The organism is Pontibacter oryzae, assembly GCF_003576375.1.
GTDB classification, from domain to species: Bacteria; Bacteroidota; Bacteroidia; order Cytophagales; family Hymenobacteraceae; genus Pontibacter; species Pontibacter oryzae.
In genome coordinates, this window is the sequence record NZ_QWGE01000001.1 from 773,274 (window position 1) to 795,216 (window position 21,943).

Genomic DNA, 21,943 nt, shown 5'->3' on the forward strand with positions numbered 1-21,943 from the left:
AACCCCTAACCTTATGACAAGCATCCGACTGGCCAACCATACCGACCTTGCGACTATACAGCAACTGGCCGAGGCAACCTGGGAGCCGACATACCGAAGTATACTTACGCAGGAACAAATCGCGTACATGTTTGATGTTATCTATACCCCGGATGCCCTCACCAAGCAGATGCAGAATGGACAAACATTTATGCTGCTTCAGGAAAATAACATACCTGTAGGCTTTGCCGCTTTCTCTGTAAAAGAATTGGCAACCCAAGTATATAAACTGAATAAGATCTATCTCCTGCCAGAAACACAGGGCAAAGGCTACGGAAAAATGTTGCTGCAAGCCGTGGAGCAGGAAATTAAAAGCCGTGGCGCACACACCCTGGACCTGAACGTAAACCGTTACAATAAGGCCAAGAGCTTCTATGAGCGCTGTGGTTACCATGTGCACCACGAGGAAGATATAGCCATTGGCCCGTATTGGATGAACGACTACGTGATGCGTAAAGCGCTGTAAATACAAAGAGCAGCCAATGGCTGCCCTCTAAATAGCTCACTTTAAACTTCACTATAATTTTTTAACTGGATAGGCTTTATTCAAGACTTTCAGGGTTCGTGCCTGAGCAGTTTTACTTTCAAGGTGCACAGAACAACGCCTGCTGCACGCTTGGTTTAGCAGCACTGCACAGCCAGTAAATAATTTGGGGTTTTTAATAACCTTATACTCTAAGCTACAGATATTGGATGTTATATGCAAATAAATTTATAACTATATATATTTACTTAGAAAATACATGCGCCTGTAGTTCCTATATTACTCTTTTGCCTTACGCGTTGCTACACTAAAAATCCCGCAATTGCACAATTTACCTCACACTTCTTTTCGCCTATTAGTTTATAAATGGTTCTTATTAAAGGAAACGCAGTGCAAAGTGTATATCCATCTGCTGTTATACCTATACCCTGCCCGGAACAGGTTTGGCATATAATTGAAAAAACGGCTATCTTTCAGATAAGAGAAAATGAAAGCCTATATGAAAAAAGCAATCTTCCCGGCTTTGCGCCGCGCGGTGATAGTGGCAGCCTGCCTGCTGCCTTTGTTGAGTTGCAATAAAACAACTGATAACACCAACTCGACAGAAACCACAGCCGATACCGAAGAAGAGCAGGCGCTGGAGCCCTTAACCTCAGAAAATGCCGAGGCCAAACTAAGAGCCTACGCAGATAAGAACCAGGACAGCCTTGCCGTAATCACCACGCGCCACGGAAGTATAAAAGTGCGGCTATTTAAGGATACGCCTCTGCACCGCGCAAATTTTGTGCGCCTTACCAAGGCCGGTTTTTATAACCAGGGAGAGTTCTACCGCGTGGTAAAGGGCTTTGCTGTGCAGGGTGGCGACTCTGATGAGCGCGAGATGAAACAGGGCGCCTACAAGGTGCCACAGGAGTTGAACCCAAAGCACGTGCATGTGCGCGGCGCACTGGCCATGGCCCGCTACGGCGACGACCGTAACCCCGAGAAAGAATCCTCATCGCATAATTTCTATATTGTTACCGGCGAGTCTGTTACCAAAGAGCAATTACTGGCCTATGAGCAGAAACACGGCATAGATTATACGCCTGCCCAGGAAGCAGCTTATTTAAAGTATGGCGGTGAGCCCGGCCTTGACATGGAGTACACCGTATTTGGCGAGGTGGTAGAAGGCATGGATGTGGTCGAGCAGATTGAGCGGGAGCCCGTAGATGGCTCCGACTGGCCACGCCAGATCGTGCCGCATACCATCAAGATCGTGAAAGAGTAATACGTTTATACTTTAAACAAAAGCGGCGCTGCAGAAATGCAACGCCGCTTTTGTTTGGTGTGGTGCCAGGCTTAAGTCTAATATCTTATATCTAGCACCTAAGATCTATTCTACCATATCTTAATGCGCTTTTCATCGCTGCGCACCATGGCGTCGTCCTGCTTGCAGCCGAAAGCCTCGTAGAACTGCGGCATGTTGGCCACGGGACCGTTTGTTCGGAAGCGGCCCGGTGAGTGCGGGTCTGTCAGAATTTGCTGGTTCTGGGCTTCGTCGCGCATGTTTACACGCCATATCTGCGCCCAGGCCAGGAAGAAACGCTGCTCTGGTGTAAGGCCGTCTATCTTGCCCGGGTTTTTCTTGGCCAGTGCTTTCTGCAGGGCTGTGTAGGCAATGTTCAGTCCCCCGATGTCTGCAATGTTCTCGCCCAAGGTTAGCTTCCCGTTTACGTGCAGGTTATCCAACACGGTGTACTGGTCATACTGGTCGGCGACGGCGTTGGCGCGCGTGTTAAATTTCTCCAGGTCTTCTTTGGTCCACCAGTCTTTCAGGTTGCCTTCGTAGTCATACTTGGCCCCCTGGTCGTCGAAGCCGTGGGTTAGCTCGTGGCCGATTACAGCGCCCATGCCGCCGTAGTTAACCGCATCGTCGGCGTTCGGGTCGAAGAACGGCGGCTGCAGGATACCGGCCGGGAATACGATCTCGTTCATACTTGGGTTATAGTAGGCATTTACGGTTGGCGGCGACATGAACCACTCCTCGCGGTCTACGGGCTTGCCAATTTTGCCAATATTATCGCGGAAGGCAAACTGGCTGGCGCGCATCATGTTGGCCGCATAAGAATCACGGCTGATCTCCAGTCCTTTGTAATCTTCCCACTTATCCGGGTAACCGATCTTCACGGCAAAGGCACCCAGTTTTTCCAGGGCACGCTGCTTGGTTTCCTCGCTCATCCAGTCCAGGTCGCGCACGTGCTCTTTAAATGCCTCCTGAAGGTTGTTCACCATTTCAATGGCTTTTTGCTTGGCCTCCGGCGAGAAGGTTTTCTGCACGTAAAGCTGGCCCAGCGCCTCGCCCAGCGCACCGTCTGTGGCACGCAGCACGCGCTTCCAGCGTGGCTGCATCTCTTTGGCACCGCTCAGTACTTTGCCGTAAAAATTGAAGTTCTCCTGCACAAAGTCCTGGCTCAGGTATGGCGCAGATGTGCGGGCCAGGTGCCAAGTAGTATAGGTCTTCCAATCATCCAGCGATACGCTCTTAAACAAGTTGTTGAGCTCTTTAAAGAAAGCCGGCTGGCCAACAATGATCTCTTTAGAGGCTGTGGCGCCCATACCTGCAAGCAACTGGCTCACCTTTAGGTTAGGGTTTTGCTTGGCAAACTCCTGTATGGTCATTTTGTTGTAATTGGCATACGGGTCGCGCAGGTCTACACGAGCTTTAGAGGCCTTGGCCAGCTTCATTTCGATGTCCATTACCGTCTGGGCTTTTTTCTGAGCGGTTCCCGCATCCTCGCCCAGCAGGACAAACATGTTCTGCAGGTGCTTTTTGTACTCGGTGCGGATGGTTTTAGAGCGCTCGTCACCCTTCAGGTAATAGTCGCGGTCCGGCAGGCTCAGACCGCCCTGCCCTGCTTGCAGCGCATACTGCGTGCTCACCTTATCATCCTGCGACACATACATGCTGAAGTAGCCGCCAACACCCTTTGTTTTGAGGTCAGCCACGGTTTTAACCAGCTCATCAGTGGTTTTAATAGCGCTGATCTTATCCAGCTCCGGTTTGATTGGTGAGATACCTGCCTCGTTGGCCGCCACCGAGTCCATACCGGCTGCGTAAAAGTCGCCGATCAGTTGGGCAGCGGAGCCTTTGGCAGCCGTTGTGTTGGATGAGGCCTCGGTTAAAAGCTCACGAAGTATAGCGTTGTTCTTCTCTGCCAGCTCGTTAAAAGAGCCCCAGCGGCTCTCAGATGCTGGTATTGGGTTGTTCTTCACCCAGCCGCCGTTAGCGTACTGGTAAAAGTCTTCGCAAGGGCTCACGGTAGTATCCATATTGGCCAGATCCAGGCTGCGGTTTACGCCGGCCTCCATGGTATCTACCGCATCCCCTTCTGTTACCGACGAGCTGCAGCTACCAAGCAGCAGCCCGGCCAGCAGCGCCGAGTAAGGCAAAAAGTGTGTTCTCTTCATATAGTTTATACTTTGTTTTAGATGAAAGATTTAAGTTACACATTTTCTGTGGCAGGCGCAATTGGGCTTGCACCAATGCCTTCAGCCAGCAAAGGTTAAGAGCAGCTACAGCTTCAGCAGCTTTTTATACACCTGCGCCAGTCGCTTTTGGGATACGCCCAAGCGATACAACGTATAAATCAGGAAGTAGCCCCCCTGCAAACGGTACACACCAAGCTTTTTATACTTGCGCGCCGATGTGGTAACGAAGCCAGGCAAAACCGCAAAGCGGCCATACTTGCGCAACCTGCCAATAACTTCCTGATCCTCGAGCAGCTGCAGGTTTTCGTTGAAGCCGCCGGCCTGCGCAAACACCTCGTGGCATACCATCAGGCTCTGGTCCCCGAAGCGCACCGCATCCACATCAAAACGTGTAAACCAGGCATTCAGCCGCAAAAACCAATGGGCATCATCAAACCGAAGCCGGTAACACGCACTGCCCACACCAGTCTGAGCCGCAGAAACAAGTTGCTGCTCAAAGCCTGCTGGCGGAAACGTGTCGGCGTGCAGAAAGTATAAAATTGCACCTGTAGCTGCGGCCGCGCCCTCATTCATCTGAGGCCCGCGCCCTTTCTTGGCGCATACTAGCACACGCACACCCGCTTGTTTGGCTATACTTGTAGTTGCATCGGTACTGCCCCCGTCAGCAAGTATGATTTCTGTGGTTGGGCTGGTGAGTTGCCGCAGGTAGGTAAGCAGCTGACCGATGCCGGCTTCCTCGTTCAGGGTGGGTATAATGATGCTCAGCGTCAAGGCGGGATTTTTAGCGGCTATTGGTTGTAACTCAAGTTCTGCATACGTTTACCTTGCAAAAAGTTATATCTTACCGATAACCTGTTTCGTGTTTTGTAACTTGTGTAGTTTTTCGGTATTACCTTCTAACAAAGTATAATTACTGGTGAATAAAGCGGCCTAGAAATTTATTCTGTAGGTATTCTAAAGCCGAAAACAGCAGTTTTTAGACCGCTTTCATACTTTATCCGCATAAAATGAGCTTACCCTGCATCGGCCTTCTGATTTTTGAGCGTACGGTTTATGTCCCCGCCAAGCTTTCGGCAGCGCAGGGGCTGTTGGCTATTGCGGCTGTGTGGGGGCTGATAGAGTTGCTGAAGTATGGCATAGCGCAGATGCGTTTGCGGCCATTTATCCGTGCGTTGCGCCGGCAGCAGCCTGCCTACTATACTCAGTTATCTCAAATGCAGCAACGGCAGTTCGAAAAAAGGGTGGCCAACTTTCTGGTGCAGAAGAGATTTGTTGCCCGCGGCAACGGCTTTGAGGTTACGCTGCCCATGCAGGTGCGGATTGCCGCGTGCGCGGTAGAACTTACTTTTGGCTTGGGGCACGTATACTTTTCACATTTTAAAACCATCCTGATCTACCCGGATCGCTACTACTCTACTATAAACAAGCGTTACCATTGTGGTGAGGTAAATACCCGTGGCTTTATTGTGCTGTCGTGGAAAGACTTTGAAAGCGGATATGAGAACAACGCGGACGGCTTTAACCTTGGCCTGCACGAAATGGCCCACGCCCTGCACCTTGAGAATGTGATCAGAAACAACGAGTATGATTTTCTGGATAGGCAGCACTTAGAAACCTGGAATAGGCTTGTAACAGCTGAAATGGCAAAGCAGCCGCAAACAGCACCAAACTTTTTAAGGCAACAAGCCTGCCACGACGAGCATGAGTTTTTTGCCGTTGCAGTAGAGTCCTTTTTCGAGCGGCCACACGATTTTAAACTGAGCAACCCAGCTCTATACACAGCGCTTAGCCAATTGCTTCAGCAAGATCCGGCCCGAGGAGTTTACCAATTATAACTTACATATCGATGCAGGACTTAAGTTGTTTGTCCTGATACGGAAGCTACTTTTGCACCTTCAATCATCCTGTGGATCCTGCTCTAAAAACAAAAATCCCTGACTAAAGTATAGCCAGGGATTTTTGCTAAAGTATAGCTCTCTTACTGCACTGGGCGGTTTTTCACGTACTTATCAAGCCACTGATCCATCTCCCACAGCATATGCAGGATAGACTCCTTGGCACGGTAGCTATGCGACTCGGCTGGCAGAAACACCAGCCTGGTTGTGGCGCCGTGGCCTTTCAGGGCATTGTAAAAGCGCTCGCTCTGGATCGGGAAGGTGCCGGAGTTATTGTCGGCCTCACCATGGATGAGTAAGATTGGCTCATTTACTTTATCCGCAAACGAGAACGGCGACATCTGGAAGTATACTTCCGGGGCATCCCAGTAGCTACGCTCCTCAGCCTGGAAACCAAACGGAGTAAGCGTACGGTTATAAGCACCGCTACGAGCAATACCCGCTGCAAACAAATCAGAGTGGGCAAGTAAGTTACCCGTCATGAAGGCACCATATGAATGGCCGCCAACGGCAACGCGTTTAGGATCTACTACGCCCATCTTCTCTACTTCGTCGATGGCGGCTTTTGCGCTGGCAACAAGCTGCTGCACATACGTGTCGTTTGGTTGCGCATCGCCTTCGCCTACAATCGGAATATCTGTTCTGTCGAGTACGGCATAGCCCTGCGTTACCCAAAACAGCGGAGAGGCCCAGCTAACGCGTGTAAATTCATAAGGCGAGCCTTTTACCTGTCCGGCGGCATCGGCGCTTTTAAACTCACGCGGGTAAGCCCAAAGTATCATCGGCAGCGGTGCATCGCCTTTTTTGAAGTCCTTTGGCAAGTATAAAACGGCTGTCAGGTTTACGCCATCAGCGCGCTTGTACTGCAGCAGTTGCTTCTGCACGCCTTCCAGTTGCGGGTTCGGGTGCGGGAAAGCGGTTACCTGCGTCAGTTTTTTATCGTCGATGTCGCGCACGAAATAGTTTGGCGGGTCGTTTTCAGACTCTCTTCTCGTGATGATCTTTTTCTCTTTCAGGTCGATGATATCCACGGGGCGCTCATAGTAAGGCGCTTCTGATCTCCAGAGTATATCAGCTTTCTTGGATTTCACGTTGAACGCACTCACAAACGGACGATTTCCCTCCGGCGAGCCGCCCTCAGAAATCATGTAGATATGCTGCTGCTTTTTATCAGTTAGCAAGATGCTGCGGCCATATTGGTTTTTGGTGAAAACCGGAGAGCCTGGGTCGTTGTAGTTGTCCTCGTAAGAGCGGTCAATCAGCACAACTCCGGCTTTGGAAGGCTTGGCAGGGTCAATAAGGGTGCTCCGCTCCTGGCGGTTTTTCCACCAGCGCTCATTCACAATCGCCATTCCATCGCCCCACATCACGCCACGGTAACGCAGCTTGGTAGAGGCCAGCTTGGTAGGTTGTGCTGTAAAAGGTGCGTCCAGCATGTACACGTTATCCCGGATGGTTGCCTCTTTGTTGGCATCGCCACCATCCTGCGCCTCGGCCCAGTAAAGCGTGGCAGGCTTATCGGGGCGCCAGCTGTAGCTGCGCGGGCCTTTTGCCACGGCATCAAACGCGATCGGAATATCCTCGGCCAACGGCAATTTGGCAAGCTCTTTTACTTTCTGGCCATTGCGCTTCCATACTTCCACGTTGTATGGGAAGTAGTAATGCGGCACCAGGTATGAGTATGGCTTCTGGATGGTTTCCACTAGCAGGTACTGGCCATCCGGAGATGTCTCCACACTTTTAATGATGCCCGCCTGGCCAATGGCTTCCTGCTTTCCATCCACAGAAACCAGCTTTAGTTGCGTTTGCATGTAGTAATCAAACAGCTGCTCATCGTTGCGGTTCTTGAGCAGGTCCTGGTAGGTGCGCGATGGCTTTGCTTTGCCGATGTTCTGCTGCACGGTAGGCCCGGCTGGCGTGGTGGAAGCCACTGGCATCTGCCCGCGTTTCTCATCCACGAACTTAACCACCAGCGTTTTGCTATCCGATAGCCACTCGAACGGGCGGCCACTGTACGCATCGTTTATAACAGCCTCGGTTAGTTTTCTGGCCTCTTTGGTGCTTAGGTCGGCAAGCCAAAGCTCTATGCCGTTTGCTCTGGTGTTAGTAAAGGCCACATACTTCTCGTCCGGCGACCAGCTGATGTTAGAAAGCTGCGCTTGCTGCGGCAGGCCCTTCACCTGGAATTCGTCGGCGTTGCTTACTTTCTTCAGCTTCAGGTTATTGTAGTAGCTGCTGCGGCTGGGCCCGTTGGTTGCCGGGTTAATGCGCATGCCAGCCAGGCGGCTCTCTGGTGCCGATACTTCCTCGATGCTCGGGTAGCCCGGGCTCTCAAGCAGCAGCATCCAATCGCCTTTGGCGCTTATACTTACCGATGGCGTGCTGGGCGCCTCAATAATAGATGCGATGGTTGCCGGTGGCCGCTGGTAACCCGTGTTGGTTTCCTGGCTGCCTTGTGCCAGCGCGGCACCTGTTGGGCCTCCTAGCAAGAGCAGGCACAACAGGCGGGAGGCTACAACCCGCGCCGTTTTTGATTTTGTAAAATTCATACCTTTCGTTGATAAAGCTTAGGTTAGATAAAGTTGATTTAATAAGGTTGACTAAATATATGGATGAAGGTTTAACTATATAGCGAGATTTTATACTTTTTAATCATTATATTTATAGGGTAATATACTCAACTTCAAGGCTATGCAAAACACACTAAAACTGATATTAGCCACTTTGCCTGTATTTATGGCAGAAACCGTTATGGCCCAAGCACAGCACATAAGCAAACTTGAAGTGCCCAAAAAGCAAGTATATATTGTGGCAGCCTCGCACTTGCAAATAGATACACTCATCCTCCATGACAAGGCTATACTACAATTTGCGCCGGAGCAACAGCATACCTTAAAGGTAAAGTATGGTTACATAGGGGACAAATGTACCATAACAGCTGCTGGCGAAAACGGCAAACACGGGCGCTTAGGTGTGTCAGGAGAAGGTGGCTCTAGCGGTGGCAGCATTGCCGTTGACATGCATTTTATGAAGCTCGGGAGCCTTACCATTGATACACGCGGTGGCAACGGTGGTGATGGCTACGTAGGTAAACACGGCCAGAAACCACGCATAGAAGTCAATACTATCCGGGTGGCAGATGGAAAAGGAGGATATACTATTGTTGAGAAGGAGCACCTGGTAGACGGCACCTCCGGGGAACATGGTACCGCCCCTGGACCAGGAGGAAATGGTGGCGATTTGATTCTGAGCTATAGTAGTAACGGCTTCATTCCCACTTTTAACCGCGACGATGCGCCTCATAGCGTTACGGTGTTATACCAAGCGGGAGAGGATGGGAAGCAAGGGCAAGATGGCGTATCTTTTACAACCGGGAATGGCCACGTCGGCAGTTTGTACCAGGCTTTTGGAGAACCTAAGGATGGCAAAATCAACATATCTAAAAAACCTGGGGCAGCTGGCACTGCCTCTGTGAAATAAGCATCATCGCATACTTTAAAACTATTCTATATTATACTATACTATGACCAAAAAACCTCTACTCCTGCTCCTGCTGTTCCTGCAGGTTGGCCTAGTGGCGCAGGCGCAACAAGAACCTGTAGACCTGGATGCCGTGCACCGCATTAAACAGGAAGGCCTGCAAAACTCGCAGGTTATGCAAACGGCTTTCTATCTGACCGATGTGTCGGGGCCACGCCTTTCCGGCTCGCCGGGACTGATGCGTGCCAGCGAGTGGGCCAAAAAGCAGCTAACCGATTGGGGCCTTAAAAATGCGCAGCTAGAAGCCTGGGGCGACTTTGGCCGCGGCTGGGAAGTAGAAAAATCATACATCGCCCTCACAGCACCTTATTACCAGCAGCTTATTGCCACACCAAAAGCCTGGACGCCGGGCACCGATAAGGAGATTTCAGGCGAAGCCGTGCTGGTGCAATTGGACAAGGAAGAGGATTTGCAGCAGTACAAGGGCAAGCTGCAGGGCAAAATCATACTTACCAAAATTGATGAGCATGCTAAAACTACATTTGAGGCTGATGCAAAGCGCTACTCCGAAGAAGAACTGCACGACTTAGCCATGAGCCTGGAGGCCACCCGCAGCCAAAGCCGCTGGACGCCCGAGCGCATAGCCGAGTACCGCGCCCGCATGGCGCTGCGCAACAAGGCTGCGGAGTTCTTTCAGCAGGAAGGTGCTGCGGTTATACTTAGCTCGCGCGGTGGCACGCATGGCACGCACTTTACCAGCAACGGCGCTGCGTACGCCCCTAACGCAAAAGCCGCGCTGCCAGAAATGGAAATGGGCCTGGAGGACTACAACCGCATTGTGCGCCTGCTCGAAGCCAAGCAACCCGTGAAGCTAGAGGTAAACACCAAAACCCGCTTCGTTGATAACGATATGAAAGGCTATAACGTGATCGCTGAAATACCAGGCACGGATAAAAAGCTGAAAGATGAGGTAGTTATGCTGGGCGGCCACATCGACTCGTGGCACGGCTCAACAGGCGCCACCGACAATGCCGCTGGCGTAGCCGTAATGATGGAGGCTGTGCGCATACTTCAGGCTGCAGGCTTTAAGCCAAGACGCACCATCCGGATTGCGCTGTGGAGCGGCGAAGAGCAAGGGCTTTATGGCTCCAGAGGCTACGTGAAGCAGCACTTCGGCGACCCGGCTACCATGCAACTTACCAAAGAGCACGAGAAGCTATCAGCATACTACAACCTGGATAACGGCACGGGCAAGATCCGGGGCATTTACTTGCAGGGCAACGATGCCGTGCGCCCGATCATGGAGGCGTGGCTGGCCCCGTTCAACGACTTGGGCGCTACCACCACAACCATTCGCAACACGGGCGGCACCGACCACCTGGCATTTGACGCGGTAGGCTTGCCGGGTTTCCAGTTCATCCAGGACGAGATCGACTACGATACCCGCACGCACCACACCAACCAAGACTCCTACGACCGCCTGCAGGCCGATGACCTGCGCCAGGCAGCCACCATTGTGGCATCTATGGTGTACCACACTGCCATGCGCGACAAAAAACTGCCTCGCAAGCCGTTGCCAAAACCGCGCGAAGCATCCTGATCTAAGTAATCGCAAAACATATTATCTAGAGCCGACAGCCAAACTGTCGGCTTTTTTTATACTTTGCGACTTTTAATTAAAAGAACTAAAGCCGGTGGGCAGGAGTTATACTTGCTGGCAAATGCAAGCGCTAAACGGCATGCTATAGCCAGACCCGGAATTAATTAGTTCGTACAGCCACTACATGAGCAAGAGTTTTAACACACCCGAAAAAGTGATTTACGTTTGCACCGGCAGCAAGTGCAAAAAGAAAGGCGGCAAAGATTTAGGCAAGCTTTTCAGGGGGATGATCAAGGAAATGGGGCTGAAAGGCCAGGTGGAAGTCGTGAAAACCGACTGCACCGACCGCTGCGATTACGCACCTGTTATCTGTATGCAACCCGATAACGCCTGGATGCCAGAAATGAATGAGGCAAAGGCCAAACAGGCTTTCCAGGAGCATATACTTACCAAAGAAGTATAAACAGAGAGCGGGCGCCAGATCAACTCCGGCGCCCGCTTTCTGTTTATACTTTTAATTCTCAAAGATTAGTCTTCGTACGTGTCCTCATACTTTACTTTCGGCACGCGCTTGTCGATCTCGTAAAGGCCGGTGCCTTCTTCGCCGATCACCTCGAAAAGCTCCAGGGCACGGCGCGCCACATACTCTTCCTCGATTTGCTCTTTCAGGAACCACTGCAGGAAAGTAAACGTCACGTAATCTTTCTCTTTCTGGCACTTATCGGCAATGCGGTTAAACGACTGCGTTACAGCTATCTCCTGCTGCAGTGCTTGCTCAAAAACACTCCTGAAGGTGTCAAATTCTACCTGCACGTTAGTTACATCCGGTGATACGGCGCGGCCGCCCATATCAGATACATACTTGAACAGGCGCAGCATGTGCTCACGCTCCTCATCCGACTGCTTTTTAAAGTAGCCTCCGCTAAAATCAAATCCGTTGCGGTCGCACCAGCTGCTCATGGCAAGGTACATGGCAGAGGCTTCGGCCTCCATTTTTATCTGCTCGTTCAGTGCTTTCTCTATCGTTTCTGTAAGTGAGGTTCTAAGTCTCAGTAAGTCTTTCATAAGATTGGGTGTTTCGTATTGGTGTTTAAAATGCGCGTGGCACTTCCTAATTTCATACTTAAGATACACACTTTAGTTGTGATGTGCGCCACGTTCCATGAAATTCGGAAATAGTCTAAATTAAAAAAGCACAGCGGTTGGGCTGTGCTTACGTAAAATCGGGGTGATCTGAAAAACTATACCAGCGTGGCATTCAGGCACTCTTGCAGCATGCTGTTAAGTTCTAGCACAAAACGCGCGCCTGCCAGCAATTCTTTAAATGTATGAAGTTCGCAAAGAGTAAGCACGAAGCAGCGCTCGCAACCGCACACGGTAATTATACTAAAGTCCGAGGACCGGGCCGGGCTGCTAGCCATGGCAGCCAAATCTATACTATCCACGGCATGCTTTAGGCGAAGAAAGGCATCGACTTTAAGCACTGATAGCTGCCCGCCAAAGTGCAGCAGCAGGCGGTTACGGCGATCACATTGGTATACTGCGCCTGCATCCGAAGTATAAATCTCTGATAGTTGGGTGACAGTATCAATCATGTGATGTAAATTAGCTGTAAACGGCACTGTTTGTAATGCAAATCTAAATACTATTTAGAACCAGTCCAAATAAATACCCAGCTTATTTAGAATTAGTTTAGATATATATAATTTATGAGTGATCAACTTGAAAAAGTAAACCTGGCTGAAAAGTTCGCACAGTTCTCTGACCATTGGAACCCGCGCGTGGTAGGCGAGCTAAACGGGCAGCAGGTGAAAATAGCCAAGTTTCTGGGCCCTTTTGAGTGGCACCACCACGAGCAGGAGGATGAGTTTTTCCTGGTGATAAAAGGTGCGTTTGAAATGCACCTCCGCGACAAGGTGGTTACACTAAAGCCAGGCGAGTTTATGATTGTACCGCGTGGCGTAGAGCATAAACCTGTAGCTAACCAGGAAGCCGAAGTATTGATGTTTGAGCCAGCCAGCACCCTAAACACCGGCAACCTGCAAGACAGCGCGCGCACACGAAAGGACCTGGAAAAGATCTGATTGTTGGATTGCTAATTGTTGCTTGTTAAGTATGAAGTATACTTTGCGCAACTACGCATACTTCATACTTAAAAGTCCTTAACCTTTTGCGCTTTAACCAGCATGGTTTTCAGGTTGAGCCGCACCAGGTCGCCCATGTTCTGGCACTTTAAGAACTCATTGGCCTGGTGGTGCTCTGCTAGTTCCTGCTTCAGCTGCGTAATTTTTTCTGGGGTAGATATCTCGTCGGTGCGCATGCAGTCGATGAGGTCTTTGAGGCGGTAGCGTGCCGATTTGAGGCGCCGGAAAATCAGGGTCCGCTCCTCGTTTTGGTACTGCTTCACCACATCGGGTTTCAGCAACTGCAGTACCAGCTCCACAATGGTGTTGTTGTCTTTAAAGAACTGCGGCAGGTACATGGTTTTCTTGCCTTCGTAAGACTGCTGATCAAAGTCGATGGGGCGCACGCGGTACTGCTCGTCCTCGAAGTCGGGGGTAACATCCACCACATAATTATAGGAGCGCATATCGCCGAGCAGGCGCACAAAGCAACGCTCGTTAAATTTCACGAACTCCTTGGCAATGCGCACCTTGTTCGTTGTAGGCCGCTCCAGCACCTCCTTTATAAAAACATCGCCGGGGATTCCGGCAATGTGCTCCTCAATCAGCGAATCGCCATCGACCAGGTAGTTTATGCGGCTCGGCGACAGGATGTGCTCCAGCTCCAGGCCATACATGCGCGAGGCATCGGCGCGTTTCACGTAGAAGTAATCGTAGTTGTCGTTGAGCTGGTTCATGATCTGCACCCGAAACGGGTTGGAGTTGCCAAAGGTGCAGTAATCTATCCGGGACACGTATAAATGCTCCATCACCGACATATCGCCATCGGTTTTCAGGAGCGCGTAGATCATGGTTAGCCCTCCGTTAAGCTCCTGCTGCATGTGCTGGTCGTAGATCACCGACTCCCAGAGCGTGTCGTTCCCGGCCTTGTCGTAGTATGGATAAGCATCGGAGTAGTGCAGCAGATCCTCGTAGCGCACCGGCAACTGCGTTTCGCGGTCGTAGTGCCGCAGATACTTCCGCAACCCTTTACTGATCGGGTAAAACAGCTTTTTCTTAGAGATATACACGGGAGTTAAGAAGTTAGAAGGTTAAAAAGTTGGGAAGTTAAAAAGTATAAGTGGTAGAAATGAATTGCTACAACTTATACTTTTTTTACCTGCAGATAAGTTACGATTAACCCTAATCAATCGCTACACTCTGCACAGACAGGTGACTTTCTAACCTTTTAACTTTCCAACTTTCTAACTTTCAAGCAGGTTATTCTGGTTTAGCACGTCCAGCACTTCGGTTTTGTAGAAGCGGCCAATCGGGATTTCGGTTTTGCCGATGTCTACGGCTGTGGCGGAGAAGGCCTGGATCTTATCGAGGGCCACGATGAAAGAACGGTGAATGCGCAGGAACTTGTCGGCGGGAAGCTTTTCTTCCAGGAACGATATTTTCTGATAGGAAATGATCTCCTTGCTGTCCGTTTTTACCCGGATGTAATCTTTCAGGCTTTCGATGTAAAGTATGTCTGCCAGCATCACCTTCACCATCTTTTTATCGGCTTTCAGGTAAATAAAGGCTTCCTGGTAAGGCTGTGCGCTAGCGGGTGTAGTGGTAGGTGTTGCAGCAGCCGGGAATGGCTCCGAAGCGCTGACCTTGGAAACGGCTTTCAGGAAACGCTCAAACGCGATGGGCTTTAGCAGGTAATCCACGGCATTCAGTTCGAACCCCTCTACGGCATAATCGCGGTAGGCGGTGGTAAAGATAACCCTGGGCGGGTGCGCCAACGATTTCAGGAAATCTATGCCTGTAAGTTTGGGCATCTGAATATCCAGAAACAGGAGGTCGATGTGCTCGTTTTGCAGGCAAGTATACGCCTCCACGGCATTATTGCAGCGGCAAACAAGCTCCAGGTTATCCAGCCTTTCGATGAAGGTCTCCAGCACATCCAGCGCCAGCGGCTCATCATCCACGATCATACAGCGTAGTTTCATTTTTTTATAGATGTAAGATGTTAGACGTTAGATTTTAGACTTTATAACGGGGTCTCATACTTCCTATACTTTTAACTATCTGCTTTATCAAAGTTTTTAGTATTCGAATATCTAACGCCTAAGTATCTAAAGCCTAACGTCTAAAAAGTAATTACCAGCTTAGCAGCGTAGTTATCGGTTTCATCCTCCACTTCCAGTGCGTAGCGGCCTTCGTAGAGCAGCTCCAGGCGGCGTTTCAGGTTTTTAAGCCCGATGCCCGATGCCATGTCGCGGGTGCAGTTGCTGGCTTTGTCGCTGCACTTGCAGTTCTCTACCAGCAGCACCAGCCTCGTGGAAGTCACTTTTATATCTATGCGCACCCAGGCGCCTTTTGTTTCGGTGCTTACGCCATGCTTAAAGGCGTTCTCCACGAAGGGTAGCAGCAGCATCGGTGCAATTTGCTTGCCGGCTATACTTCCGGTGGCGGTAAAGCATACATCCACACGCTCGCCGTAGCGCATCTGCTCCAGGGCTATGTAGTTTTTAATGTAGGCAAGCTCCTTCTCCAGCGGCACAGTGGCGGCATTGGCATCGTAAAGCATGTAATCCATCAGGCTCGACAGCTTCAGGACCACCTCCGGGGCATTATCAGACTTTTTGAGCGTGAGCGAGTATAAACTGTTCAGCGTGTTAAACAGGAAGTGCGGGTGAATCTGCGCCTTCAGGAACTTGAGCTCAGCCTCCAGCTTGTCCTGCGTGAGGTTGCGGGCCGCCTGCTGGTGCTGGTACCAGTTTTTGAGCAAAGCAATAACCGCCGTAATCGCCACCACATAGTTAATATTAACAATATTCTTGACGAAGCGATAAAAGGTCAGGTTATCCTCGGTGCAGGTGGTGGGGCAGAAAATCGGGTGGATAAGGAATGGCAGCAGCACGAACTGCATCAGCGCGCCAATGGCACCCATCAGCAGCAGCAGGTACACAAAAAACTCCAGGTAGCGCCGCTGCAACAGGTAGCGCGGCATCAGATAGTACATATTAAAGTATACCAGTCCCATTTTAAAGGGCAGCTCCACCAACTCCACCATAAAGGCGTTGTAGTAATCATCGATGTAGCTACCGTACAGCAACCCGAAAAAAACCACATACACGGTCCAGAAGGCCAGGTGAAGCAGCAGACGGTTGTGCGTAACGTTGCGCAGCGCAGGCAGGCTCCAGGTAGCACCCGTTTCCAGGGCAGTGGCCGAACTCAACTTTATCTCCATGTTACAAAGGTATAGTTTATTCAGCTGTGTGCTAGCGCCAAAGCCCCGCTTTTAGACGGTTAGCAGCTGCTTCTGGTTAAGTTGCAGTTACTGCTTGCTTAACGGTTATCTGCAGGAGGAAGGATCAAGCTGTTAATAATTAGGAAGTAGTTAGGCTGATTAGTTTTAGTAGTATAACAGTGCTCTCCCCAAACCAGCTATTTAAATTATATTTCTTTTCGGTTGCCATTCTTCTAAAGTAACCCACTGCCCTGCTCTAGATCTTGCCATCAAATGTTTAGAGCATAAGATGAACATACGTTAGATGTTATTTAATGGAGGTCTATATAGTACCCTAAATATATTGTATATTCGTTAGTACACTCCTACTATTTGTCAAAAACGACAGGTAGTAGGAGTAGGGACTCGTGTTATACACTAGTTGTGGGTAATGCAAAGTAACGACTTAGTAAAAAATAACTAATCAAACGAGAAATTTAATATGTCAGATAAAGGAAGTGTATTTCAAAAAGGCGGTGGGGGAACAAACTTTGAACAAGCCATCCAAACTGCATTCTTAACTACACTTATTATTCGTGGAGATGTCCCTTGTGTCGCTTCAAGCGAATTGACAGAAGTAGCATTTCAAGTTACAAATAGAGGCTATCAAACCGACGACCTTTTAGCTATTGCAAAATCAACAAATGCAGAACATCGTTTGCTTATTCAAATAAAGCACAACATTTCGTTTACAGCAGACAATGCAATTTTCAAAGAAGTTATCATTGCCTTTTGGAAAGATTACAACAATACTTCAATATTTGATAAAACAAAAGATAAATTAATTGTAGTAAAAAGTGGTTTGACGAAAGATGAAAAAAATCATCTGAAATCACTTTTTAATTGGGCAAACACTCACGCTTCAGAAACAGATTTTATTTCAGAAGTAAACAGAATTAAGGGGAAGAAAGAGCGATTAGATGTATTCCGTTCAGTATTGAAAGGAGCCAACAGCAACACCGACTTAACCGACAAAGAAGTTTGGGAATTTTTGAAATGTGTTGATGTTTTGGAATATGATTTCTCAAACGAAGGTAGCGTTGATAAAGCTTATTTTCTGAATCTTATTAAGCTAAGTAAAAGCCAAAATTCGGCAGCAACTGAAAAGGAAATCTGGGATAGTATTTTTGCTTACGTTGGAACACTCAATCCAAATGGTGGAAGTGTAACAATTGAAAGTATTAGTACCCAAGATTTCTTTAAGCATTTTGATAATGCTCGATTAAGTCCATATTTCAAAGCTGTTGAAAAACTTAAATCAGATAGTAAGGAAATTTTACGACCAATAAAAAATTCAATCGGAAAAGGCGAAAACGCATTTCAATTACCAAGAATAGAAGTAAGAGAAAAAATATTAGACGTATTAAGTCGTAATCAACTTACGGTTGTAACAGGAAAGCCAGGTGTTGGTAAATCGGCAGAAGTCAAAGAAATTCTCCAAAAAGATTTTCCTAACGCAAGTGTTTTTGTTTTCAGGGCAGACCAATTCAACGAATCTACTCTAGCAAAAGTTTTTTCAAGTCAAGGTGTAAATGAAACAATTCAAGACATTTTCTCTTGTATTTCTCTCATTCCTGAAAAATTTATTTTCATTGACAGTTTGGAAAAACTATTGGAAGCAGACCCCGAATGTGCTTTCAAACAATTATTGGCCTTGCTTAAAGAACACCCTGAAATAAGAGTAGTTTCTTCATCACGAAGATATGCGATAGATTTAATAACGCTAAAATTTGGGATTGATAAAAACGAATTAGGTATAGTTGATATTCCAACACTTGACGAGACAGAATCACAACTTGTGTCTAAAAAATTCCCACAATTAAACAGCATTCTACAAAATGATAAGGTCAAAAAACTTCTTCAAAGTCCAAAATATTTGGACTTTTCAATCTTAGCAATTAGCAAAACTAATGAAGATTATTCTGAAGTATCGCTGATTGAATTTAAAGATAAGTTGTGGAATTCATTGGTAGTAGACTCAACTAACACAAAAAATGGACTGCCAATTAAGCGAGAAGAAGCATTTAAAGAAATTGCATTAAAAAGGGCTAGAGAGATGAAACTCTTTACAAAGGCCGATAAGTCTGATGCGGAAGCAATAGTTTGTTTGGAAAATGATGAAATTGTATTTCAGGAAAACAACAACAGAAAGTATTCACCAACCCACGATATATTGGAAGATTGGGCTTTGGTAAAATACGTTTCTTCAAAATTTGACGATCACCCAAAACCAAAAGATTTATTTAGCAATTTAGGAAATGAACCTGCTATCAGGCGAGCCTTTCGCCTTTGGATTGAAGATTATCTAATTGACAATAGCAGTAAAATAAACGAATTAATTAAGGCAACAGTTTTCGACGGAACAATTGAAAAATACTGGGCGGATGAATTATTAGTTGCCGTTTTTAAATCTGAAAACAGTAATTCGTTTTTTGGCGCTTTTGAAAAAGAACTTCTTGATAACAATGCAAAATTGTTGAATAGGTGTTTGCATATCATAAAAACTTGTTGCAAAGAGAGTGATCCGAAAGCCAACAATAGTAGTTTTCTTCTGCCGATTGGTTCAGGTTGGAAAGAAGCATTGTTTTTTATCCAAAAACATATTGATCAAGTAGAAACAATCAAACTTTCAATACTCAATTTTCTTTCAGATTGGTATTACAGATTACTTTTTCAATATAGCAAGGTTGGAAATCCAGAATTAGAAACAGCTAAATCAATCGTTCTCAAATATCTACAAGAAATTGAAGAACAAAAAGAATTTTGGCAAGAAGAGAACGCCAATAAAAAATGGTCTAATTTAATTTCCATTTTGTTTGATTTAGCTGAAATTTCGAAAGAAGAAATCAAACAACTTATTGCAAGGGCCTTTGATAATAAAGAAAATCGTGATTCCTGGCGATTAAATTCGTTTTATGAAAATGTGATTGAAAAATGTCTCTCAGGAATAGGAAACCACCGTTTAATAAAAGAATTGCCTGAACTTATTGTTGAAACAGCTTGGAGAAATTGGAAATTCATTCCTCCCAAAGAAACCGATTCCTCAAGTGAAATTAGATTCTTATCCAAAAACCCTTTGCGTAATGAGGAATGTTGGGGAATTAGAGATAGACATTCATTTTCTCCTTCGGGAATCTACAAAACACCCGTTTACAATTTGCTGTGGGCTCACCCAATTATTGGGTTAAAATTCATCATTGATTTCACTAATTATTCGGTTGGTTTTTATGTGAATGCTACTTGTGAACATAAGCACAAGATTTCACAAGTGGAAATTGAGCTAAATGACGGAGCAATGGTGAAACAATATGCTGCCTGGGAATTATGGGCGGCATACAGAGGTTCAAGTGTTACCAATTATGCTTTGGAATCTTTGCTAATGAGTTTTGAAAAGTTTCTTTTGGAAACAGCTAAAAACAGAACTGATGTAAGTAAGAAAAATCTAAAATTCATATTTGACTACGTTTTTAATAACAGTAATAATGTTGCCCCATTAGCAGTATTGACAAGTGTAGCCATTGCCTATCCTGATGAAGTTGAAGAATTGATGTTGCCTCTTTTATCAGTCCATGAATTTTATGAGTGGGATCAAAGCCGAGCACTTAAAGAACATTTAACGCTTGCGCCAATGGATAATAATATTGCATTTGCACAAGAAGAACGTTGGAAATCAAATCAACTTTCTCATAGAAAGCAATATACAAGAGGTTTAAGTGATTTCATTGTAAATTATCAACTCAACTTTAAAAAGCATAACAATCAAATTCATGCTCTTCTTGACAAACTTAAAGCAAGAATCAAAGACGATGATGTGAATTGGAAAAAGCTACTGAATGAAATTGACATAAGAAATTGGGAAGTTCAACCATATGATGAAAAACTTGGCGGGTTTGTTGTTCAACCAAAGTACGAAGAAGATGTTGCTGAACATTTGGCATCAACTAAGGATTATTATGAAAAACAAAATACATCAGCTACCTATTCAGGATTAATTTCAAAAGCGTACAAAAAAGAGGAAGCCATTAGTTTTGAAAAGTGGGCTGAAGGCTACACATATTATTCTAATCCTGAAAATTTTGATTTACTTTTCAGCAAACCCATAACACTTGCTGTTGTCGGTTTAAGTGAATTTTCAAATGAAATTTCAGAAGAACAAAAAACTTGGTGTTTAGAAACAATTGCAAATGCAATAGGTTCAATTCTTCAAGACACGTTCAGTAGAGATTATAGTCTTAATTTGAGCGTTAATTTAATGGAAAAGGAAATTGCGTTATCTTCTTTTCATTTACTGATGCAATATGCAGATAGCGATGAAGATAAAAACGGACTAATAGCTATAATGATTAATATGCTATTTGCACCTTTTGCAGACCACGAAATAGATGAAATCACGCAATACGTTAGGAAAATATTTTTTAAACAATTTCCTAGTGAAGCAAAGAGAGTTTGGCTTGGGCTTATTAAGTTTTCAAACTACAAAAAAGCTAATCCAAGTTTCTATGGATACCAAGATGAAGACAGTTTAAAAACTGCACAGGAAAACGAAGAAGAGTATGTTCAAAAAGTTTCATCAGATAAAGGCTTAAAATTAGACCTTTCCGAAATTAGTTTAGAAAATTGTGAAGGATATTTACTTGCAAGAGCCTTTATAATTACCCCCTACGATACAGACGACAAAGACTTTTCAGATTTTATTAATCATATAGTACCTATTGTTCTTGGAGATTTAACCAAAAAGGAAGATTATTCATATAACAAAAGCAGAAATTCACGACAACTTCATCACAACTCAATTTCTGATCTTGAACAATACCTTGCTAATTTATTTTTGAATGCGAATCTTGATTTTTCAAAATCGGTTTTAACAACATTAGTTAACTCTTTATCAGACTCTTCTCAGAGTCAAAAAATTGGAAGAGATGGTCTCCTTGATTTTGTAAATACTACTTTAGATTACTTCGTGTTAAAGTTATACGATAACGGAAATTTGAAAATAGACCAAACAAAATACTCACAGCAACAAGCAAACTTTTGGAAATTGTGGGAAGCTCTTTTTGAATTAATCCCACCCAGAGCAAATCACCCACTAATCAAAAAGCTTCTTTTTGATATCAGATATTTGCTTTGGGATCTTCAAGGCAAGCCGAATGAAAAAAATTGGGAAGTTTTAAGAGGCAAGAAAGATTTCTATAAAAAAATACTTCTTGGAAAAGGGAAAAATAATTCATCCTCTGCGGTCAATGTGTTTTCAACGATTGGAGAGAATGAATTTTTACCTGACGGCCTAAGTTGGCTAACAGAGATATTTAAATCTGATATTACCGCTTCATTGTCTTTGACAACCAGTTCGGCAGAAAGAATGATAAAACGTCTTTTCTACAATCACATTTCAAAAATTAAAAACGATAAAACGTTAATAGAAGACTATATTTTTATATTAAACCGTATGGTTGATTTAGGTTCTTCTGAAGCGTATTTGTTCAGAGAAAATGTAATCACTTATAAAAGCCCTGGAAATTAAAAAGCACCAACCCACAACAATGGCTATTTGCAATGCGGATTCTGGTACTAAACTGAAAGTAAAACCTT

General features: G+C 46.2%; 16 protein-coding genes. 8 read left to right on the forward strand and 8 right to left on the reverse strand.

Annotated elements, in window-relative coordinates; translation table 11 throughout:
• The first annotated feature begins 13 nt into the window (after positions 1-13).
• The gene (locus D1627_RS03175; RefSeq protein WP_119431097.1) at positions 14-505 is read left to right on the forward strand and encodes a GNAT family N-acetyltransferase; all 492 of its coding nucleotides are present in this window, start codon (positions 14-16) and stop codon (positions 503-505) included.
• A 517-nt stretch (positions 506-1,022) separates the two neighbouring features.
• Entirely contained in the window at positions 1,023-1,790 is a 768-nt protein-coding gene (locus tag D1627_RS03180) for a peptidylprolyl isomerase (protein ID WP_119431098.1), read from the forward strand.
• A 110-nt stretch (positions 1,791-1,900) separates the two neighbouring features.
• Here D1627_RS03180 and D1627_RS03185 read toward each other — a convergent pair whose 3' ends face one another.
• Positions 1,901-3,970: a M13 family metallopeptidase gene (locus tag D1627_RS03185; protein WP_199688361.1), complete on the reverse strand. Its 2,070-nt coding sequence runs from the start codon at positions 3,968-3,970 to the stop codon at positions 1,901-1,903.
• 105 nt (positions 3,971-4,075) lie between these two features.
• The gene (locus D1627_RS03190) at positions 4,076-4,762 is read right to left on the reverse strand and encodes a TIGR04283 family arsenosugar biosynthesis glycosyltransferase (RefSeq protein WP_233555489.1); all 687 of its coding nucleotides are present in this window, start codon (positions 4,760-4,762) and stop codon (positions 4,076-4,078) included.
• Positions 4,763-4,998: 236 nt separating this feature from the next.
• On the opposite strand from D1627_RS03190, the gene D1627_RS03195 reads away from it, so the two are divergent.
• A complete protein-coding gene (locus D1627_RS03195; RefSeq protein ID WP_233555490.1) occupies positions 4,999-5,826 on the forward strand; it encodes a zinc-dependent peptidase in 828 nt (275 codons plus the stop codon).
• A 143-nt stretch (positions 5,827-5,969) separates the two neighbouring features.
• Here the strand turns inward: D1627_RS03195 and D1627_RS03200 are convergent, their stop codons facing one another.
• Entirely contained in the window at positions 5,970-8,435 is a 2,466-nt protein-coding gene (locus D1627_RS03200; RefSeq protein ID WP_119430748.1) for a S9 family peptidase, read from the reverse strand.
• A gap of 142 nt (positions 8,436-8,577) precedes the next feature.
• Here D1627_RS03200 and D1627_RS03205 point away from each other — a divergent pair, with 142 nt between their 5' ends.
• From D1627_RS03205 to D1627_RS03215, 3 genes are all read left to right on the forward strand, one after another.
• Entirely contained in the window at positions 8,578-9,366 is a 789-nt protein-coding gene (locus D1627_RS03205) for a hypothetical protein (RefSeq protein WP_119430749.1), read from the forward strand.
• A gap of 43 nt (positions 9,367-9,409) precedes the next feature.
• Positions 9,410-10,966 (forward strand): M28 family metallopeptidase, encoded by a 1,557-nt coding sequence (locus tag D1627_RS03210; protein WP_119430750.1) that lies wholly within the window; start codon positions 9,410-9,412, stop codon positions 10,964-10,966.
• Between the two features lie 163 nt (positions 10,967-11,129).
• Positions 11,130-11,429, forward strand: a complete 300-nt coding sequence (locus D1627_RS03215) for a (2Fe-2S) ferredoxin domain-containing protein (RefSeq protein WP_262697015.1) — start codon at positions 11,130-11,132, stop codon at positions 11,427-11,429.
• A 65-nt stretch (positions 11,430-11,494) separates the two neighbouring features.
• On the opposite strand, the gene D1627_RS03220 is transcribed toward D1627_RS03215, so the two are convergent.
• Entirely contained in the window at positions 11,495-12,031 is a 537-nt protein-coding gene (locus D1627_RS03220) for a ferritin (RefSeq protein WP_119430752.1), read from the reverse strand.
• A 176-nt stretch (positions 12,032-12,207) separates the two neighbouring features.
• On the reverse strand, positions 12,208-12,561 hold the full coding sequence (locus tag D1627_RS03225; protein WP_119430753.1) for a hypothetical protein: 354 nt from the start codon (positions 12,559-12,561) through the stop codon (positions 12,208-12,210).
• Between the two features lie 114 nt (positions 12,562-12,675).
• Here D1627_RS03225 and D1627_RS03230 point away from each other — a divergent pair, with 114 nt between their 5' ends.
• A complete protein-coding gene (locus D1627_RS03230; RefSeq protein ID WP_119430754.1) occupies positions 12,676-13,050 on the forward strand; it encodes a cupin domain-containing protein in 375 nt (124 codons plus the stop codon).
• Between the two features lie 68 nt (positions 13,051-13,118).
• Here the strand turns inward: D1627_RS03230 and D1627_RS03235 are convergent, their stop codons facing one another.
• The 3 genes from D1627_RS03235 to D1627_RS03245 all read right to left on the reverse strand — a co-directional run bounded on the left by D1627_RS03235 (position 13,119) and on the right by D1627_RS03245 (position 16,315).
• Complete coding sequence (locus tag D1627_RS03235; RefSeq protein ID WP_119430755.1) at positions 13,119-14,159, reverse strand: hypothetical protein; 1,041 nt, start codon at positions 14,157-14,159, stop codon at positions 13,119-13,121.
• Between the two features lie 174 nt (positions 14,160-14,333).
• Positions 14,334-15,071 carry a LytR/AlgR family response regulator transcription factor gene (locus tag D1627_RS03240; protein ID WP_119430756.1) on the reverse strand — a complete coding sequence of 246 codons (738 nt, stop codon included), beginning with the start codon at positions 15,069-15,071 and terminating at the stop codon, positions 14,334-14,336.
• 140 nt (positions 15,072-15,211) lie between these two features.
• On the reverse strand, positions 15,212-16,315 hold the full coding sequence (locus tag D1627_RS03245; protein WP_119430757.1) for a sensor histidine kinase: 1,104 nt from the start codon (positions 16,313-16,315) through the stop codon (positions 15,212-15,214).
• Between the two features lie 481 nt (positions 16,316-16,796).
• On the opposite strand from D1627_RS03245, the gene D1627_RS03250 reads away from it, so the two are divergent.
• Positions 16,797-21,875 carry an NACHT domain-containing protein gene (locus D1627_RS03250; protein WP_119430758.1) on the forward strand — a complete coding sequence of 1,693 codons (5,079 nt, stop codon included), beginning with the start codon at positions 16,797-16,799 and terminating at the stop codon, positions 21,873-21,875.
• Positions 21,876-21,943 lie beyond the last annotated feature (68 nt).

Bases quoted from the DNA above. Each gene is read 5' to 3' on its own strand.
- D1627_RS03250 (WP_119430758.1), top strand. From the start codon at position 16,797: ATGTCAGATAAAGGAAGTGTATTTCAAAAAGGCGGTGGGGGAACAAAC.
- D1627_RS03230 (WP_119430754.1), top strand. From the start codon at position 12,676: ATGAGTGATCAACTTGAAAAAGTAAACCTGGCTGAAAAGTTCGCACAG.
- D1627_RS03210 (WP_119430750.1), top strand. From the start codon at position 9,410: ATGACCAAAAAACCTCTACTCCTGCTCCTGCTGTTCCTGCAGGTTGGC.
- D1627_RS03185 (WP_199688361.1), bottom strand. From the start codon at position 3,970: ATGAAGAGAACACACTTTTTGCCTTACTCGGCGCTGCTGGCCGGGCTG.
- D1627_RS03175 (WP_119431097.1), top strand. From the start codon at position 14: ATGACAAGCATCCGACTGGCCAACCATACCGACCTTGCGACTATACAG.
- D1627_RS03205 (WP_119430749.1), top strand. From the start codon at position 8,578: ATGCAAAACACACTAAAACTGATATTAGCCACTTTGCCTGTATTTATG.
- D1627_RS03245 (WP_119430757.1), bottom strand. From the start codon at position 16,315: ATGGAGATAAAGTTGAGTTCGGCCACTGCCCTGGAAACGGGTGCTACC.
- D1627_RS03200 (WP_119430748.1), bottom strand. From the start codon at position 8,435: ATGAATTTTACAAAATCAAAAACGGCGCGGGTTGTAGCCTCCCGCCTG.
- D1627_RS03240 (WP_119430756.1), bottom strand. From the start codon at position 15,071: ATGAAACTACGCTGTATGATCGTGGATGATGAGCCGCTGGCGCTGGAT.
- D1627_RS03195 (WP_233555490.1), top strand. From the start codon at position 4,999: ATGAGCTTACCCTGCATCGGCCTTCTGATTTTTGAGCGTACGGTTTAT.
- D1627_RS03180 (WP_119431098.1), top strand. From the start codon at position 1,023: ATGAAAAAAGCAATCTTCCCGGCTTTGCGCCGCGCGGTGATAGTGGCA.
- D1627_RS03220 (WP_119430752.1), bottom strand. From the start codon at position 12,031: ATGAAAGACTTACTGAGACTTAGAACCTCACTTACAGAAACGATAGAG.
- D1627_RS03225 (WP_119430753.1), bottom strand. From the start codon at position 12,561: ATGATTGATACTGTCACCCAACTATCAGAGATTTATACTTCGGATGCA.